Source organism: Actinophytocola sp. (genome assembly GCF_036402745.1).
Taxonomy (GTDB): domain Bacteria; phylum Actinomycetota; class Actinomycetes; order Mycobacteriales; family Pseudonocardiaceae; genus Actinophytocola.
The window spans coordinates 1-16,960 of the sequence record NZ_DASWSJ010000130.1; the positions used below are offsets into that span (position 1 = coordinate 1).

General features: G+C 72.0%; 14 protein-coding genes. 10 read left to right on the forward strand and 4 right to left on the reverse strand.

The window, feature by feature from the left end:
• Positions 1 to 137: 137 nt before the first annotated feature.
• The 7 genes from pstC (at position 138) to VGD70_RS12995 (ending at position 9,398) form a co-directional block, all read left to right on the forward strand.
• Complete coding sequence (gene pstC, locus VGD70_RS12965; RefSeq protein ID WP_331081449.1) at positions 138 to 1,124, forward strand: phosphate ABC transporter permease subunit PstC; 987 nt, start codon at positions 138 to 140, stop codon at positions 1,122 to 1,124.
• Entirely contained in the window at positions 1,124 to 2,230 is a 1,107-nt protein-coding gene (pstA, locus tag VGD70_RS12970) for a phosphate ABC transporter permease PstA (protein ID WP_331081451.1), read from the forward strand. Before pstC ends, pstA begins: the two co-directional genes overlap by 1 nt.
• Before the next feature lie 21 nt (positions 2,231 to 2,251).
• Entirely contained in the window at positions 2,252 to 3,874 is a 1,623-nt protein-coding gene (locus VGD70_RS12975; RefSeq protein ID WP_331081453.1) for a substrate-binding domain-containing protein, read from the forward strand.
• Between the two features lie 14 nt (positions 3,875 to 3,888).
• Positions 3,889 to 6,696 (forward strand): hypothetical protein, encoded by a 2,808-nt coding sequence (locus VGD70_RS12980; RefSeq protein ID WP_331081455.1) that lies wholly within the window; start codon positions 3,889 to 3,891, stop codon positions 6,694 to 6,696.
• A complete protein-coding gene (locus tag VGD70_RS12985; RefSeq protein WP_331081456.1) occupies positions 6,693 to 7,703 on the forward strand; it encodes a class E sortase in 1,011 nt (336 codons plus the stop codon). The genes VGD70_RS12980 and VGD70_RS12985 overlap by 4 nt, the downstream gene beginning before the upstream one ends.
• 47 nt (positions 7,704 to 7,750) lie before the next feature.
• Positions 7,751 to 8,503, forward strand: a complete 753-nt coding sequence (locus tag VGD70_RS12990) for a lytic transglycosylase domain-containing protein (RefSeq protein WP_331081458.1) — start codon at positions 7,751 to 7,753, stop codon at positions 8,501 to 8,503.
• 127 nt (positions 8,504 to 8,630) lie between these two features.
• Positions 8,631 to 9,398, forward strand: coding sequence for a hypothetical protein (locus VGD70_RS12995; RefSeq protein WP_331081460.1), 768 nt, complete (start codon positions 8,631 to 8,633; stop codon positions 9,396 to 9,398).
• Between the two features lie 138 nt (positions 9,399 to 9,536).
• Here the strand turns inward: VGD70_RS12995 and VGD70_RS13000 are convergent, their stop codons facing one another.
• Both VGD70_RS13000 and VGD70_RS13005 read right to left on the reverse strand, forming a co-directional pair.
• Positions 9,537 to 9,731 carry a hypothetical protein gene (locus VGD70_RS13000; RefSeq protein ID WP_331081462.1) on the reverse strand — a complete coding sequence of 65 codons (195 nt, stop codon included), beginning with the start codon at positions 9,729 to 9,731 and terminating at the stop codon, positions 9,537 to 9,539.
• Between the two features lie 114 nt (positions 9,732 to 9,845).
• Positions 9,846 to 10,829 carry a hypothetical protein gene (locus VGD70_RS13005; RefSeq protein ID WP_331081464.1) on the reverse strand — a complete coding sequence of 328 codons (984 nt, stop codon included), beginning with the start codon at positions 10,827 to 10,829 and terminating at the stop codon, positions 9,846 to 9,848.
• 326 nt (positions 10,830 to 11,155) lie between these two features.
• On the opposite strand from VGD70_RS13005, the gene VGD70_RS13010 reads away from it, so the two are divergent.
• The 3 genes from VGD70_RS13010 (at position 11,156) to VGD70_RS13020 (ending at position 14,135) form a co-directional block, all read left to right on the forward strand.
• A complete protein-coding gene (locus tag VGD70_RS13010; protein ID WP_331081466.1) occupies positions 11,156 to 11,929 on the forward strand; it encodes a hypothetical protein in 774 nt (257 codons plus the stop codon).
• Between the two features lie 151 nt (positions 11,930 to 12,080).
• Entirely contained in the window at positions 12,081 to 12,863 is a 783-nt protein-coding gene (locus VGD70_RS13015) for a phosphate ABC transporter ATP-binding protein (protein WP_414637956.1), read from the forward strand.
• A 264-nt stretch (positions 12,864 to 13,127) separates the two neighbouring features.
• On the forward strand, positions 13,128 to 14,135 hold the full coding sequence (locus VGD70_RS13020; protein ID WP_331081468.1) for an FAD-binding oxidoreductase: 1,008 nt from the start codon (positions 13,128 to 13,130) through the stop codon (positions 14,133 to 14,135).
• A gap of 95 nt (positions 14,136 to 14,230) precedes the next feature.
• On the opposite strand, the gene VGD70_RS13025 is transcribed toward VGD70_RS13020, so the two are convergent.
• Both VGD70_RS13025 and VGD70_RS13030 read right to left on the reverse strand, forming a co-directional pair.
• Complete coding sequence (locus VGD70_RS13025) at positions 14,231 to 16,315, reverse strand: phosphocholine-specific phospholipase C (RefSeq protein ID WP_331081470.1); 2,085 nt, start codon at positions 16,313 to 16,315, stop codon at positions 14,231 to 14,233.
• Between the two features lie 456 nt (positions 16,316 to 16,771).
• Positions 16,772 to 16,960: hypothetical protein (locus VGD70_RS13030; RefSeq protein WP_331081472.1), on the reverse strand; the 189-nt coding region annotated here is incomplete at its 5' end.

Consider the following 16,960-nt stretch of genomic DNA (forward strand, 5'->3'; position numbering starts at 1 on the left):
ACGCCGCGGGTGCCGACCGTGACACCGCGTTCGTGCCTTGTTCACCGCGTTGCCCGCGGGTGGCCACCGGGTGCGACTTCGCTGTCACCCGGACCGCATTCCCCCGCCCGAAACTCCCCTGCCCGAAAGGCGGACCGTTGACCGAGGCGATCGACCGGCCCCGACGGCTGCGGGTCGGCCGCACCCTCGGGGACCGCGTCTTCCGTGGCAGCGCGCGGGGCTTCGGCCTGATCGTGCTGCTGATCATGGGGGGCATCGGCGTCTTCCTGACCATCGAGGCGGTTCCGGCGTTCCGCCAGTGGGGTTGGGGCTTCTTCACCACCGAGCAGTGGAACCCGGAGAGCAACGTGCTGGGCATCGCCGCGGTGCTCGTGGGCACCGGGGTCGTGGCGTGCGTCGCGATGGTCATCGCGTTCCCGCTCGCGCTCGGCACCGCGCTGTACATCTCCGAGTACGCCGCCCCGCGCGCCAAACGGTGGCTGATCGCGATGATCGACCTGATGGCGTCGGTGCCGAGCGTGATCTACGGGCTCGTCGGCGCGTACCTGCTGCAGCCGGAGATGGTCTACGTCTCCCGCTGGCTGCACGACATGCTCGGCTGGATCCCGATCTTCGCGGTCGACACCGACCCGAACGCGGCCGTGTTCGCCCAGTCCCGCTACACCGCGTCCGCGCTGATCGCCGCGATCGTGGTGGCGATGATGGTCCTGCCCTACGCCTGCATGGTGATGCGGGAGGTGTTCGACCAGGCGCCGCAGGGGGAGCGAGAGGCCGCCTACGCGCTGGGCTCCACCCGCTGGGGCATGATCCGCTCGGTGGTGCTGCCGTTCGGGCGCGGCGGCATCATCGGCGGCACGATGCTCGCGCTCGGCCGCGCGCTCGGCGAGACCATCGCGGTGGTGCTGATCATCGCGCCGCTGTTCGAGATCAAGGTGCGCATCCTCGAGAACGGCGCCATCACCGTGCCGTCGCTCATCGCCACCCGCTACGGCGAGTCCGTCGGCCTGCAGCTGTCCGCGCTGCTCGCCGCCGGCCTCGTGCTGTTCGTCGTCACGCTGATCACCAACAGCATCGCCGCGGTGATCGTCACCCGCAGCCGCAGCGGCGCGAATACGGAGATCTGATGCCCACCACGTTCGAGCTCGACGAGTTCCGGGCCGACCTCCGGGAGGAGCCGGCGCAGGCGCCACCGGAGGAGGTCCGGCGCGACCTGCGCGGCCGCACCCTCGACGACCGGGCCGCGCCGCTCGGCGCCGCGCTCGGCGCGCTGAGCCTGGTGTCGCTGCTCTACGGCCGGCTGCTGCCGCTGTCCGGCGTGCTCGGCTTCGTCATCTGCTGGTACCTCGCGTTCGTCGTGCTCTACGCGCTCGTGTCGATCTACCGGCACCCGGCGCCCGCGGTCACCGACCGGATCGCCGGCGTGCTCATCCGCACCAGCGCGCTGGTCGTCGGCGGCGCGCTCGCCACGGTCATCACCTACGTGTTCGTCCGCGGCGCGCCGGCCCTGCGGCACCTCAACATCTTCACCCAGGACCTGACCGCGGGCCCGCACGACCCGCTCGAGGTCGGCGGCGTGCTGCACGGGATCGTCGGCACGCTCATCCAGGTCGGCATCGCGATCTCGATCACGCTGCCGCTCGGCGTGGGCTGCGCGGTGTTCATGACCGAGGTCGGCGGCAAGCTCGCGAACCTGGTGCGCACCGTGGTCGAGGCGATGACCGCGCTGCCCTCGATCGTCTGCGGCCTGTTCGTCTACATCGCGCTGCTGCTCACCTTCGACGTGCAGCGCAACGGAATGGCCGCGGCACTCGCGATCAGCGTGATGATGCTGCCGATCATCGCCCGCTCCGCAGAGGTCGTGCTGCGGGTGGTGCCCGGCGGGCTGCGCGAGGCGAGCCTCGCGCTCGGCGCGTCGCAGTGGCAGACCGTGCGCAAGGTCGTGCTGCCCACCGCCCGCCCGGCGCTCGCCACCGCGATGGTGCTCGGCATCGCCCGCGGCATCGGCGAGACGTCGCCGGTGCTGATCACCGCCGGCTACACCACGTTCCTCAACGCCAACCCGTTCGAGGGCCCGATGGTGTCGCTGCCGCTGTTCGCCTACACGCTCGCTCGCTCGCCCGAGCCGCTGTTCCAGACCAGGGCATTCGGCGCCGCCGCGGTGCTGATGGTGCTGGTGCTGCTCGTGTTCCTGCTCGCCCGGCTGGCCGCCGCACAACGGCGGGGCCGGTAAGAACCGAAGAGGGAGACGGAAATGGGACGCATCGCCGCTTGGCGACGCGCACTGATCGTCGCGCTCGTCGCGACGACGGCGGTCACACCGGCGATCCCGGCATCGGCCGCCGCCCCACCGGCCTACGAGCCGATCACCGGGTCAGGCTCGACGTGGAGCCAGAACGCGCTCGACCAGTGGGTGCAGAACGCCAGGAGCAAGGGCATGACCGTGTCCTACTCCGGCGTCGGCTCGTCCGCGGGCCGGAGACAGTTCGCGGATGGCCAGAACGACTTCGGCGTCTCGGAGATCCCGTTCCAGGGCACCGATCGCGGCCAGCCGGACTCCTCACCCAACCGCGCCTACGCCTACATGCCGATCGTGGCGGGCGGTACCTCGTTCATGTACCAGCTGCGCGTCGGCGGCCAGCTCTACCGCGGCCTGCGGCTGTCCGGCCCGACGATCGCGAAGATCTTCACCGGCGCGATCCGCAACTGGAACGACGCGGCGATCACCAAGGACAACAACGGCCGGAAGTTCCCGAACAAGCCGATCATCCCGATCGTGCGTGGTGACGGGTCCGGCACCACCGCCCAGTTCGCCCGCTGGATGGACACCGAGCACCGCGCGATCTGGCGGAGCTACTGCGGCTGCACGGGGCTCACCTCGTACTACCCGGTGAACAAGGGCCGGGCGCCGCTGATGACCTCGCAGACCGGGTCGGACCGGGTCGCCGGCGCGGTCGCGGCCACGGCGGGGGACGGCGCCATCACCTACGTCGAGTACTCCTACGCCACCGCGCGGAACTTCCCGGTGGTCAAGGTGCTCAACCGCGGCGGCTACTACGTCGAGCCGACCCACTACAACGTGGCGGTCGCGCTGACCCAGGCGCAGATCAACAACAACCCGCGCGACCAGAACTACCTCACCCAGGTCCTGGACCGGGTGTACCGGTTCAGCGACCCGCGGACCTACCCGCTGTCCTCGTACTCGTACGCGATCATCCCGGTGGTCGGCGCGGGCGACTTCCGGATCACGGCGGGCAAGGGCCGCACCATGTCCGACTTCATGTACTACTTCCTGTGCCAGGGCCAGAGCGCGATGCCCGCGCTCGGCTACTCGCCCCTGCCGGCGAACCTGGTGCGCGCCGGGTTCGCCCAGGTGAAGAAGATCCCGCACGCGACGATCCAGGACACCGACGTGGCGCGGTGCGGCAACCCGACGTTCGACCCCGGCGACCCGTCGAGCAACAAGCTGGCGCGCGAGGCGCCGCAGCCGCAGGCGTGCGACCGGCTCGGCCAGGGCCCGTGCGGCGCGGCCCAGGGCGGCGGCGCCGGCGGCACCGGTGGTGGCGGCAGCGGTTCCGGAGGCAGTGGCAACGGAAGTGGTGCAGGCGGTGCCGGTGGCAACACGCCGGCCGGCGGCGGTGGTCCCTCGGCCACCCAGCGCGACCCGGAGACGGGCCTGCCGATCGGCACCGGAGGCGACGGCGGCAGCGGGTCCGACCTGGCGGGCAGCGCGACGGAGCTCGCGGCGTTCCGCTCGGACGGGATGACCACCACGCTCGGCGTGCTGGTCGGTGTGCAACTGCTGCTCGTGCTGCTGGTGCCGCCGTTCGTGGCGCGCGCCGCGCGCCGGCGGCGCGAGTCGGCGGACCAGGCGTGAACGGGGGGATGGGAATGTCACGGATCACGGGCCTGACCCGGCTCGGCATGGTGGTGCTCCTCGCCGCCGCACCGATCGCCGGCGCCGCGGTGCTGCCGGCGCCGGCCGCGCAGGCGCAGAGCAACTCCGCCGTCGTGCAGACCAAGGAGATCACCAACTACGGCCGCGGCACCTCCGCACCCGCCACGGTCCGGGTCGACCGGACGACCAACCTGTTCGACCGCCAGCAGGTCACGATCGACCTGAACGGCTTCAAGCCCTCGTACAACGCCAACAACATCAACGTCGGCGGCAGCCGGGTGGAGTACCCGGTGGTGGTGATGCTGTGCCGCGGCGCCAAACCCGCCAGGAACACCTGCGTGAACCAGGACCGGGTCCAGTGGCAGTCCGGCTTCGACGTCAACGCGCTGCCCGAGCAACGCGCGGTGGCCGAGAAGCAGAGCCGGCAGGGCGAAGCCCCCGCCTATCCGGGAGCGGACATCTACCAGCAGTACGCGAACCTCTATCGCGCCGAGCAGCTCCCGTTCGTCTCCACGGACGGCGTCTCGTATCTGTGGGTGGCCAACACGATCCGGCCGGACGGCCAGCCGTCCATCAACGAGCCGAAGCTGAAGAGTTTCCCGCCGCCCGACACGGCGAGCGAGGGCACCAGCGTGATCACCACCAGGTACATTCCCATCCGGCCGAACGGGACCAACAAGTTCCTGTTCGAGGTCCGGCAGCGGGCCTCGCAGCCGAGCCTGGGGTGCACCGACACCCAGCAGTGCTCGATCGTGGTCGTGCCGATCATGGACATGGCATGCGCCCAGAACGCGCCCGCGGAGTGCGCCGCCGGCCCGAACGGGCCGGCTCCCGGCGATGGCGGGTTCACCGACGGCCACAACCTGTTCGTCGGTCCGCAGCAGTGGCTCGCCGAGTCCAACTGGCGCAACCGGTTCGTCGTCCCGATCTCGTTCGCGCCCGATCTGCAGTCCTGCGACGTGCGCGACCCCAGGCCCTCCGTCCAGGCGTACGGCTCGGAGCTGGTCGACGTGGCGCAGCAGCGTTGGGGCGCGGCCTACTGCACCGGTGCGCGGAAGTCGGACTACCTGCCCGTGTACACCCAGGGCAGCGAGTATTTCGCGCGGCGGCAGCTCACGACGAGGCTCGGCACGAGCTACCAGCAGGACGCGGTGTTCGTCAGCCAGCCGGTGACCGGCTCACCGCGGCCGGTGGTGCACGCGCCGAGCGCGCTCACCGGGTTCGCGGTGGCCTATGTCGTCGACGACGCGAACGGCAAACAGGTCCAGAACCTGACGCTGTCGCCGAGACTGCTGGCCAAGTTGCTCACCCAGAGCTACAACCCGGTGGTCGTTCCCCCGAACATCCGGCAGGGCAAGCAGCGCTACACCGGAACGCAGCCGGTCCCCGACGACGCGACCGCCAACGGGTACTACGTGGCGCATCCCGCGTTGATCGACAACCCGCGGAGCCTGTTCGCCGACCCCGAGTTCGCGGCGCTCAACCCCGGCCTCGCCGTGAAGGACCAGGCCGGCAACCTCGCCCCGCAGCTGCTGGGCACCCTCAACTCGATGATCTTCACGGTCGAGTCGGACATCATCATGGATGTCACCCGGTACATCACGAGCGACCCGGCGACGCGGGCGTGGCTCGGCGGGCAGGCGGACCAGTACGGCATGCGCGTCAACCCGGCGTGGCGCAACCTGGCGCCGACGCAGATCTACACGCTGCTGGACACCTGGGTGCGGCCGTCCCAGCCGCGCAAGACGGGCTGGCTGGAGGGTCCCTTCGGCGACAAGCGCTTCTTCGTCTACGGGGGCGGCGACACCTGCGACGAGACCTTCAAGACGCCGTATCTCACCAAGATGGCGAACGTCTCGAACTCGGCGGAGGCGGACGCCCTGGCGCTGCTCGACCGCCGCGGTTCGGCCACGCCGGTCTGCACGTCGGACTCGACGCCGGTGCCGCCGGCCCAGCAGGCCCCGGGGCCGCAGTTCCCCGGCGACGACGTCACCCAGGACGTGGTGTACCGGGAGGTCAAGAACCAGCCCGCCGACTTCGGCCAGCGGGCGGTCCTGGCGGTGACGACCGTGCCGCACGCCGCCCTGTACGAGGTGCCCACCGCGCGGCTGGTCAACTCGGCCGGCAAGGCCGTCGGCCCGACCCCGGGCACCATGCTCAACGCGCTCAACGCGGCGGTGCAGGACCCCGCGAGCGGCACCGTCCGCATCGACCACCCGCGGGTCACCGGCAACGCGTACCCGGGCACCATGGTGGCCTACACGGCGGTGCCCACCGCGGGCCTCAACCGCGCGACCGCCGGCCGTTACGCCGACTTCATCGAGTTCATGGCCACCACCGGCCAGGTCCCCGGACCGACGCTCGCCAACCTGCCGCCCGGCTACGACCCGCTGCCGCCGGCGATGGTCAACCAGGCCAAGGCCGCCGCCGCGGCGATACGCGCACAGCGCGGCGAGGTCCCGCCCCCGCCGCCGGGCGGCCCGCTCCAGAACGGCATGCCACCGGGGTTCGGCGGCGGTGACCAGCCCGTCGCGCAGGCCCCCAACCCGGGCAGCGGCCTCCCGGCCGGCGCGGTGCAGCCGCAGGGTGCCGCGAAGAATCCGAAGGTGACCGGCGACCCGGCGCGGGTGGCGAAGACCGAGGGGGCGAGCTCCTGGCTCGCCCGGTGGGCGATGCCGCTGCTGATCGGGTTCGGCCTGCTCGCCGCGCTGGTCGCGTTCGGCGTCCAGGTCGGCTCGCGGCCCGACCACCCGCTGCGCCGCCGGCTCGACGGGTTGCTACGGGCGGTGGGACGCCGATGACGACGCTGACGCCGGCCACAGCGCCTGCGTCCGAGCGGCCGGCGGACGAGGCGGACGAGCCGGCGGGTGCCGGCGCGTCCACCACCGCCGCCGCGCCGCCCCGGCCGGCGCCGTTCGGGGCGAAGGTGGCCTCGCGGGTGTTCGCGCTGCTCGCGGTGGGCGCCCTCGGTTTCGTCGGGTACCTGATGCTGCTGAGCCCGCTGGAGCAGAGCTCGACCCAGGACGTGCTCTACTCGCAGCTGCGTGGCCCGATCGCCGAGGCCGTGCCGCCCTACGCCGGGCGCGAGCAGAGCGCGGACGGCACGGTCATGCGCTCGGTGCCGTCGATCTACGCCGACGGCGAGGACACGCTGATCCCCGCCGGCGCGCCGATCGCCGTGCTCGAGATCCCGGCGATCGACCTGCGCCAGGTGGTGGTCGAGGGCACCAGCTCCGGCGACCTGGAGGCCGGCCCCGGCCACCGGCGCGACACCGTGCTGCCGGGGCAGCGGGGCGTGTCGCTGATCTACGGCCGGGCCACCACGTTCGGCGGACCGTTCGGCGGGCTGCCGCGGCTGGCGCGCGGCCAGGACCTGACCGTGGTGACCTTCCAGGGCACGTTCACCTACCGCGTGGAGGGGGTGCGCCGCGCCGGTGACCCGCTGCCCGACATCCAGCCGGTCACCGCCGGCGGCAGCCGGCTCACCCTGGTCACGGCCGAGGGGGACAACCCGCTGCAGCCGAACCGCACCGTGTTCGTCGACGCGCTGCTGCGCGGCGACCCGCAGGCCGCGGCCGACCGGCCCCGGCTGATCCCGCCGGAGGAGCAGTCGCTCGCCTCGGACCGGCCCGCGCTGCTGCCGCTGGTGCTGTGGATGCAGGCACTCGTCGTGGTGGCCGTCGCGATCGCCTGGGCCCGGGTCCGCTGGGGCCGCTGGGAGACCCACCTGGTGGGGCTGCCGATGATGCTCGCGGTGCTGTGGTTCGTGTACGAGACGGGCGCCCGGTTGCTGCCCAACCTGACGTGACCGCCCCGCGGCGCCGGCCGCGGTGGCGCTCGGTTCTCCTGTGGACGGTGGCCGCGGTCGTGTTCCTCGGCCCCGTGGTGGTCGTCGGCGTGCTCGTCGGGACCTCGCCAGGAGGCGCCCCGAACGCGGCGCCGCTCGTCGCCGCCGGCGGCGTGCCGGCCGGGGTGCCGGCGGTCCCGGCGGTGCCCGCGGCCACGGGGTCCGCACCGACCGGGCCGTCCGGGCCGGCCGGGGCCCAGGACGCGTACGCCGGGTGGGCGGGCGAGGTCGGGGCCAGGACGGGCATTCCCGCGCGGGCGTTGTCCGCGTACGCCAACGCCGAGGTCGTGCTGGCCGCCGAGCGGCCGGGCTGCCGGCTCACCTGGGTGACGCTCGCCGGCGTGGCCCGGGTGGAGTCCGACCACGGCCGCTACGCCGGCCGCACCCTGCGCGCGGACGGCCGGCCGGACCGCGCGATCATCGGCGTCCCGCTGGACGGCACACCGGGCGTCGCGGCGGTCGCCGACACCGACCGCGGCGCGCTCGACGGTGACCCGGTGCGGGACCGCGCGGTGGGGCCGCTGCAGTTCCTTCCGTCCACATGGGACACCTACGGTGCCGACGGGGACGGGGACGGCGTCGCGGAGCCGCAGGACATCGACGACGCCGCGGTGGCCGCCGGCAGGTACCTGTGTGCCTCGGGCGGCGACCTGTCCACCGGGGAGGGCTGGTGGCGGGCCGTGCTGGCCTACAACGCGTCCGTGGACTACGCCCGGGACGTGTTGGCCGGCGCCAACACCTACGCGACCAGGAGCCGGTAAGCGTAGCTCACGTGCCGGACATGTCTCCTCAACCAGCAGTTCCGCGGCAGTTGTCCCACCCCGGCGGCCGGGCGTCGAGACTTCACGCGTGCGATTTTCCCTGACACAGCAACAGAAAGATGGTGACATGACCAGGAATCGGATCGTGGCGCGCGCGGTCGTCACGGCGGGTCTGGCGGTTACCGCCTCGCTCGCGGTGGCGTTACCGGCTCAGGCGCAGGTATCGAGACAGGTCACGTGCGACGGAACGATCGGTGCGCAGACCGTGGGCAGCGTCGTGGTCGCCGCCGGGACGGCCTGCGTGCTGGACGGCACGCGGGTGCAGGGCGGGATCACGGTGGGCGCGGGCGCCGCGCTGGACATGTCGAAGACCGGCGTGTACGGAGGCGTCACGTCGGACCGCGGCGGTCGGGTGACCGCGGTGGACAGCGTCGTGCGCGGCGGGTTCGACCACACCGGCAACGGTCAGGTCCGGTTCACCAACTCCGTCGTCGGCGGTGACGTGGCGGTGCGGGGGGAGACCACGTTCGCCGCGACCGGCCTCGTCGTGGGTGGGGACCTCAGCGGCACCGCGGTCAGCCGCTTCGACGTGTCCGGCTCCTCGGTGCGGGGCTCGCTGGTCGCGAACGAGGCGTTCAGCGGCGGCGACCTGTGCGGGAACCGGGTGTACGGCGACGCGAAGGTCGTGGGCAGCGGCGGCGCCGTCCTGATCGGCGACGCGGGTTCCTGCGCCGGCAACGACGTCGACGGCAGTGTCGTGGTGGACAACAACGTCGCCTACCTCGTCATCGCCGGCAACACCATCGACCACAACCTGAGCTGCACCGGCAACGACCCGGCGCCGGTGGTCGGCACGAACACGGTGCAGGGCGCGAAGCTCGGCCAGTGCGCCTGACAAGGTAGCGACCCGGCTCGGCTTCGCTGCTCGACTTCGCTGCTCGACGTCTCGGCCCGACTTTCGTGGCTCCCGCTCGGACCTTCCGTCCCGGTCCGAACGGGAGCCACTGGTCGTTCGCCGCGGTCCTCCCGCCGATCAGGTCGGGGTGCCGCGGCTTTCCCGCAGGCCGACCTGGGCGAGGAAGCCGGGCGCGGTGCCCGAGCCGCGCATGGGCGGCTTCGGGTGGTCTCGGCGGCGTCCGGGCCACGGCACCGGGTGGACCGGGCGAAGGCGGCCCGCCGGGGTCGAGATCAGCTCGCTGATGCGGGACACGTCGCCGGCGTCCGGCACCTGGTTCGGGGCTGGTCTCCGTCGTGCTGTCGTGCCGGGGGTAGACGAAGGTGGGGCCGGAAGGCAACGCCTCCCGGCCCCACGTGCTTCTGGCGAAGCGAACTGGCTAGTCGATCAGAGCAGGGCACCACAGTTGGTCGCCGCGGAGAACGCCTGGCGGTTCGCGCCGCTGGCGAACCGGGTGCACAGGTAGCCGGACGGACCGAAGATCGCCGGCAGCCGGGAGCCGGCGGCGTCGTAGTCGGCCTTGCGCACCACGTTGAAGACGGTCCGCGAGGCGAAGAACACTCCGGCGGTCGGAGCGGTCGTGGCGATGTTCACGATCTTGCTCGGCGGGTTGGCCGGGTCGGGCGGGTTGTTCGCGAACCGAGCGGTGGAGAACGGCGCGAGCGCGAGCGGGTTGCCGTTGACCGGCGCCGCGTCGTGCTCCTGCACGATCTGGACGCAGGCCCCGACCTGGGCGTCCGTCACGCCGATCTGGCCGAGGAAGAACGAGCGGGTACCCGAGCCGGTCTGCGGCAGCTTCGGTGCGTAGCCGCGGGTGTCGGTGCAGCGGTAGATGGCCGCCAGCTCAGTGGCATCCAGGTTGCGGATGTCGGCGCCGGCCGTGTCGTCCACGATGTAGCTCAGCCCGTCGGTGAGGGCGGGGATGAAGTACAGGTTGGCCTCCGCGGGGGCCGAGCCGCGCGCCCGGGAGGACCGGGCGAAGTCCAGCTGCGGGGTCGAGATCAGCGCGTTGATGCCGGCCGACGAGCCGTCCGGCCGGGGGATCGTGGTGCCGGGGCGGATGGCGATCGGGTCGCCGGTGGTCGGCCCGCCGGGGTTCTTCTCGGTACCCGGCTTGGTCGCGTTGAACGACGCGAGCCGGACGTCCGGGGTCGGGGCGGACTGGGCCTGGGCGGCGGAGTTGACGACGTACTGGGTCGTGTCCGAGCCGACGCCGACGACGTCGTTCGCGTCCGGGAGGTATCCGCCGGCCAGTGGGGCTCCGGCGTTGTCGAGGTTGGGGTCGGCCAGGGCGGTACCGCCCAGGGCCAGGCTCAGGATGGCCGACGCACCAACGATGGTGACGGCACCCTTGCGCAGGGTGGAACGCATGGACATTCTCCTTGTGGGTCAAGGACTTTCTGGTCTGACACGGCCCCTGTTTGGGGCACCTCCCACCATGCCCGTGTCATCCGCCTGTGACTACGACGTAATAAGAGCGAGACAGCGAGCAGGACACGGCGATTGGTTGAACAAGGCTCAAACCGAGCCGATTTCCCAGTTCGCCGAACGGCATTGCCCAACACTCAGTGTCCAGAGAACCTGCCGTTCACCTGCCGGCTCGGCGACGTTCGCCTCCGGCAGGGAGGGTGCGACGCAGTCGTCGTGCGCTCGACCGCAGTGCGCCGATGTCACGAACCAGCAGGAGGAGAACGCCAGTGCACGCCTCTACCGAGCCGGCCGCGCCACCGTCCCACGGCCCGTCGCGACGGCTGGCCCTAGCGGCAACCCTGGCGCTGTTCCTGATGGTGCTCGCGACGCTCGCGCTGACCATGTCCCGCGCGCAGGCGAAGGCGCAGGGGCTTCCGGTCATGGCCGCGTTGACCGGGACGTGCGTCGCCGGCGACGCGTCGTTCCACTTCGAGATGGTCAACACCCGGACGAGCACCTTCAACGTCGCCTACCAGATCTCGCCCCAGACGGGGGCCGGCTCGGGATACCAGGACGGCGAAACCAGTCTCGCGCCCGGGCAGTCCTTCACCCACGACTTCACGCCGCTCGCTGCCGGCCAGCAGTCCACCTGGCAGGTGCTGATCTACGACATCGACCAGTCGTACAGCCTGGTCGGCCAGTCCAACACCGTGCCCAACCCGTGCGGCACGACCACGACCACCACCACGACGACCACGACCACCACCACGTCGGCGACCACCACGACCAGCCAGTCGACCACGCCGAGCGACACCACCACGTCCACCGACACCAGCACGCCGACCGACACCACCACAACGGACCCCACGTGGCCGACCGACACCACCACGACGGACCCCGGGGCGATCGCGCCCGCCGCGTCCGGCGGCTCCGGCGGCCTGGCCCAGACCGGTGTCGCGGCGGCCGCGGTGCTGGTCGGCATCGCCGCGGTGCTGCTGTTCAACGGCGTCGGCCTCACCCGGATCACCCGTCGCGGCTGGGCCGCCAAGAACGACGACTGACCCCGATCGGACCGACGTCCACATCGGACGTTCATTGCACAGGAAAGGTGTGTCGGTGGCCGATTCGACGACCGAGCGGACGTTGCTGGACCTGAACCCGTTGGAGGCAGACGACGGCGACGACTGGTCCGATGACGAGCCCGCGCACCTGCTGTCGGGTGGGTCGACGCTGTCCGCGCACGACGTGTCCGCGTGGTTCGGCGACCACAAGGTGCTCGAGCGGGTGTCGCTCACGATGGCCGCCGGCTCGGTCACCGCGCTGATCGGCCCGTCCGGCTGCGGCAAGTCCACGTTCCTGCGCATCCTCAACCGGATGCACGAGCTGGTGCCGTCCGCGTCGCTGGCCGGCGAGGTGCGCCTCGACGAGGACGACATCTACGCGGCCGGCCGGCGGATCACCGACACCCGCAAGCGGATCGGCATGGTGTTCCAGAAGCCGAACCCGTTCCCCGCCATGTCGATCGCCGAGAACGTGACCGCCGGGCTCAAGCTCACCGGCACCAAGGTCGGCCGCGGCGCCAAGGGCGACCTGGTGCAGGAGTGCCTCACCAGGGCCGGGCTGTGGAACGAGGTCCGCGACCGGCTGCGCCAGCCCGGCGGGGCCCTGTCCGGCGGCCAGCAGCAGCGGCTGTGCATCGCGCGGTCGCTCGCCGTGCGGCCGGACGTGCTGCTGATGGACGAGCCGTGCTCGGCCCTGGACCCGACCTCCACCCGGCGCATCGAGGAGACCATCCACGACCTGCGCAGCGACGTCACCATCGTGATCGTCACGCACAACATGCAGCAGGCCGCCCGGGTGTCCCAGCACTGCGCGTTCTTCCTCGCCGAGCAGGGCACCCCCGGCCACATCGTCGAGGCCGGGTCGACCGAGGACATCTTCAACAGCCCGAAGGACCCGCGTACCAACGACTACGTGAACGGCCGGTTCGGTTAGGGCCTGTCTCGTAGATCTTCGTGTGAAGTCCTGCGCCGACCACCTGAACCTCAGGGGACCGTGACGGCACCCAGCCACCACCCACCCCGATACCCACACCATTCGCCGGGACGCAACGCACACTCTTAATCCCGGGGAGGCGGACTAGTGTCCCGCGTCTGGGTCCCGTTTGCGGGCAGTCGTCGGTCAGCGGGCGTCGACCCATGAGGCCGCACGGACGGAGCCGCTGCGCACAGTAAGGTCGTCAACGTGTTGGGCGCACCGGTGGGTAGGCACGTAGTCGTCGTCGGAGCTGGCATCGTCGGCGCGTCGGTGGCTTATCACGCCGCCCGGGCGGGCGCCACCGTGACGTTGGTCGACGCCGGGCGGCCAGGCGCCGGCGTGACGGCGGACTCGTTCGCTTGGGTCGGAGCGGCTGGCGTGCGTACCGGTCCGGCGGCCGGGATCCGGGCCACCGCGACGGAGGAGTACCGCCGAGTTGAGGCCGAGTTGCCGGGACTCCCGGTGATCTGGTCCGGCTCACTGAGCTGGCGCGCGGAGGGCGGCGCGCCGGAGGCCGGGCCCGGGCAGGAGATTGTGGACGCGGCCACCGTGCTGACGCTCGAGCCCAACCTTCGGCAGCCCCCGGAGTGGGCCATCTGGGCACCCGGCGACGGCGCCGTCGACTCGGTGGGCGTGACCGAGCGGCTGGTCGCGGGCGCCCGCGACCATGGCGCCCGGGTACATCTGGACACCGCGGTCACCGCGGTCCGCCGGGATGCGGCGGGCCGGGTTGCCGGGGTCGAGACGGCCGTAGGACCGCTCTCCGGTACGACTGTGGTGTTGGCGGCCGGTGTTGCCACGGCCGCGCTGGGCGCGCCGCTCGGCGTGCGTGTCCCGGTCGAGCCGTCGCCGTGCCCGCTCTTCCGGCTTCGCGCGCCGGCCGGTCTGGTCCGCACCGTGGTCAACACTCAGGACTTCGATCTCCGGCAGGTCGCCGCGGACCGGCTGATCGCCGCCGCGGACTCGCCCGAACGGACCCTTGCCGCCGTCCGGTCCACTTTCCGCGGTGCCGGGAGCGTCGAGCTGCTCAGCACACGACTCGGAGTACGCCCAATGCCGGCCGACGGTGAGCCGATCGTCGGTCCGGTCGCCGATGTACCCGGTCTCTACCTGGCGGTGATGCACGCGGCGGTCACGCTTGCCCCGGCCGTGGGCCGCCTTGTCGCGCGGGAGCTGGTCGACGGCATCGTCGAGTCGGCGTTGTCGGGTTGCCGCCCCGATCGCTTCTAGTGTCCCGCGGACCGCGGCGCAGGGGCTGACCCGCCGGTCCGGCGATGGCCAGGAACGAGATCAGCAGCCGAAGGTCCATTGTGGACCTTCCGATGTCACGCGGTGACCCCCGGCCGGCCGTTCTCCGTGCGGCCGGTCAGGCGGCGGCGGAAGGCCGGGTCCGCGGTCGCGGTGAGCTCGACGTCGTACCAGCCCTGGTCGGTGTCCCAGGGCAGCGCGCGCTGCTGGCCCGGCCGCAGCCGCACGGTCTGCGTGCGGATGCCGTACCGCAGCGCCCGCACGGTCAGGGTCACCGGCACCTCCCCGTGGTTGGCCAGCTCCAGCAGCAGCGTGTGCGGCGCCTGCCGCGTCCGCACGTCGACCGCCGCCGCCGGGCCGGTCAGCGAGCCGGACAGCTCGTACCAGAACCGGTTCGGGCCCTGCACGGCCAGCTGGTACCCACCGCTCGGCACCTCGATGCGCTCGACGGCGGTGGGCGCCACCACGAGGTGCAGCGGGCGGGGCAGCTCACCGGCGTAGGCGTAGACGGCGAACGGCGTCGTGCCGGCGTTCTCGTCGCTCAAGGTCAGCGACACCGCGCCGGCCGCGACCCGGGCCGACACGCGTGGCCGGTAGCGCAGGGCGCGGGCCGGGCGGCGGCCGGGCTCCTGGCGCGGCATCCGCTGCCGGTCCGGCGGGGTCGGGTGCCAGCGGTCGATCGCCGGCGGGACCGGTGCGGGGCGGTCCGGCGTCGGCAGCGTGCCCGCGTGCTCGAAGTCGAACGCCGAGGTGAGGTCGCCGCACACGGAACGGCGCCACGCGGTGATGTTCGGCTCGGCCACGCCGGTCCAGCGCTCGAGGAACCGGATCACCGAGGTGTGGTCGGACACCTCGGAGTTGACGTGCCCGCCGACCGTCCACGGCGACACCACGGTCATCGGCACCCGCGGGCCGAGGCCCAGCGGCTTGCCGTCGTACCAGTCCTCGGTCGCGTCGGCCGGCGGCACCGGCGCGGGCACGTGGTCGAAGTAGCCGTCGTTCTCGTCGAAGTCGACCAGCAGCACGGTCTTCGACCAGGTCTCCCTGTCCGACGCGAGCGCGTCCAGCACCTGGTAGACCAGGTTCGCGCTGCCGACCGGGGTGGACGCGCTCGGGTGCTCGGACAGCTCGGCGGTGGGCACCAGCCAGCTCACCCGCGGCAGCCGGCGCTCGGCGATGTCCGCGCGCAGCCGGTCCACCAGCGTGTCCGGCTCGCTGCGGTACATGCCGCGGTCGAACAGCATCCGCTCGCCGCGCGACAGCGCCGCGCGGCCGGCCGCGAACTGGTCCAGCAGCGGCTTGCGCTCCGCCTCCGGCAGCGCCAGCACCGCGTAGTAGAACTCCTCGGTCGTCCGGAATGGACCGTCCACATGGGAGAGAATCTTGCGGCCGATCCGCTTGAACGGGGCGAAGTACTCGAGCGCGTTGTCGGCGAAGTTGTCCCACTCCTGGTAGACCTGCCAGGACACGCCCGCCGCCTGCAGCCGCTCGGGGTAGCTGGTCCAGTCGTAGCCGGGGTGGTCGTAGGAGTAGGCGGCGTTGGTCACCGCACGCCGGGCCGTGCCCGGCTCGTACCCGGTGGTGCCGGAGACCAGGAAGTTGCGGTTCGGGTTGGTGGAGCCGTGGATCGAGCAGTGGTAGGCGTCCAGCACGGTGAACGTCTCGGCCAGCTCGTACTGCAGCGGGATGTCCGCGCGCTCGTAGTAGGTCATCGTGGCCGGGCCCTTGGCCGGCACCCAGCCGTTGTTCCACCCCCGCGCCCACGCCGCGCTCGCGTCGGCCCAGCCGTGCGGCAGGGCGCCCAGGTACTGGATGTCCGTGCCGGGCCGGTTCTCCCGCTCGGCCGCCTCGCGCAGCGAGAACGGCAGCACCTCGCGGCTGCCGTCCGGCTGATGGAACACGGTCCGCCCGTCCGGCTGGCGCAGCGGGTCCGCGTCGCCGAAGCCGCGGACGCCGCGCAGCGTGCCGTAGTAGTGGTCGAACGACCGGTTCTCCTGCATGAGCACGATGACGTGCTCGACGGCCCGCAGCCCGCCGCGGCGGACCGGGGTGGACGCGATCGCCTCGTGCAGGGACGGCGGCAGCAGCGACGCGGCCGCGGCGACACCACCGGCGGCGGCGCCGAGCGCGAGGAGGCGGCGGCGGGAGAGCTCGTCGGTCATGGGTTGTCCGTTCGGGAGGGCATGAGGCGGCTCCCGCGGTCTGCGGGTGGGAGATGGTAGGCACCCACGGTTGAACGGCAGGTGGCCGTGGCGTGCCGGTTCGGCGCAGGCGTGATGACGGCTGCGCGCCCACGGCCGCCGTCGGCCACGGGCTCATGGTCTCGATGCCGCCCCGCTGGGCGTACCCGACCGTCGTCCCTATTGCAGGGTAAGCGTGTCTATCGCTCTTAGTGCGAAGTTGGTTTATTTCTGGTCGGGCTTAAGCAGTGCAATCATTTGACGTTGCTCCGATTGATTAAGTCTGTCTGCCACGCTCTAACCCCGCTGTTCAGTACCGCTCGACACGGCCACGCCTCCCCGCACCCCAGGCACCGACCCGACCGTCTCCCCGGCTGGTGCAGTCGGAGCGCCACCACGAGTTGTTCGTACTGTCGGACGGCCGTCACGACGTTTTCCTCATGCCGCCGGTGCTTGCCCATGTCCGCCCCGCTCATCGGGTCCACGCGCGTACCGTGCAGCAATCCGCACCGCAACTCGCACCCGCCGGCGCTCCCTGAGTGCGTCGGAGATCAGCCACCACCCTGCCCACAGCAGGAAGCCGAGGAAGGGCGACGAGGCCAGCAGAATCACCCACAGCTTGGCCAT

What these genes read in the sequence shown, in the direction of transcription:
- VGD70_RS12980 (WP_331081455.1), top strand. Translation starts at nt 3,889, where the DNA reads ATGTCACGGATCACGGGCCTGACCCGGCTCGGCATGGTGGTGCTCCTC.
- VGD70_RS12975 (WP_331081453.1), top strand. Translation starts at nt 2,252, where the DNA reads ATGGGACGCATCGCCGCTTGGCGACGCGCACTGATCGTCGCGCTCGTC.
- VGD70_RS13025 (WP_331081470.1), bottom strand. Translation starts at nt 16,315, where the DNA reads ATGACCGACGAGCTCTCCCGCCGCCGCCTCCTCGCGCTCGGCGCCGCC.
- VGD70_RS13005 (WP_331081464.1), bottom strand. Translation starts at nt 10,829, where the DNA reads ATGCGTTCCACCCTGCGCAAGGGTGCCGTCACCATCGTTGGTGCGTCG.
- VGD70_RS12985 (WP_331081456.1), top strand. Translation starts at nt 6,693, where the DNA reads ATGACGACGCTGACGCCGGCCACAGCGCCTGCGTCCGAGCGGCCGGCG.
- VGD70_RS12995 (WP_331081460.1), top strand. Translation starts at nt 8,631, where the DNA reads ATGACCAGGAATCGGATCGTGGCGCGCGCGGTCGTCACGGCGGGTCTG.
- pstA (WP_331081451.1), top strand. Translation starts at nt 1,124, where the DNA reads ATGCCCACCACGTTCGAGCTCGACGAGTTCCGGGCCGACCTCCGGGAG.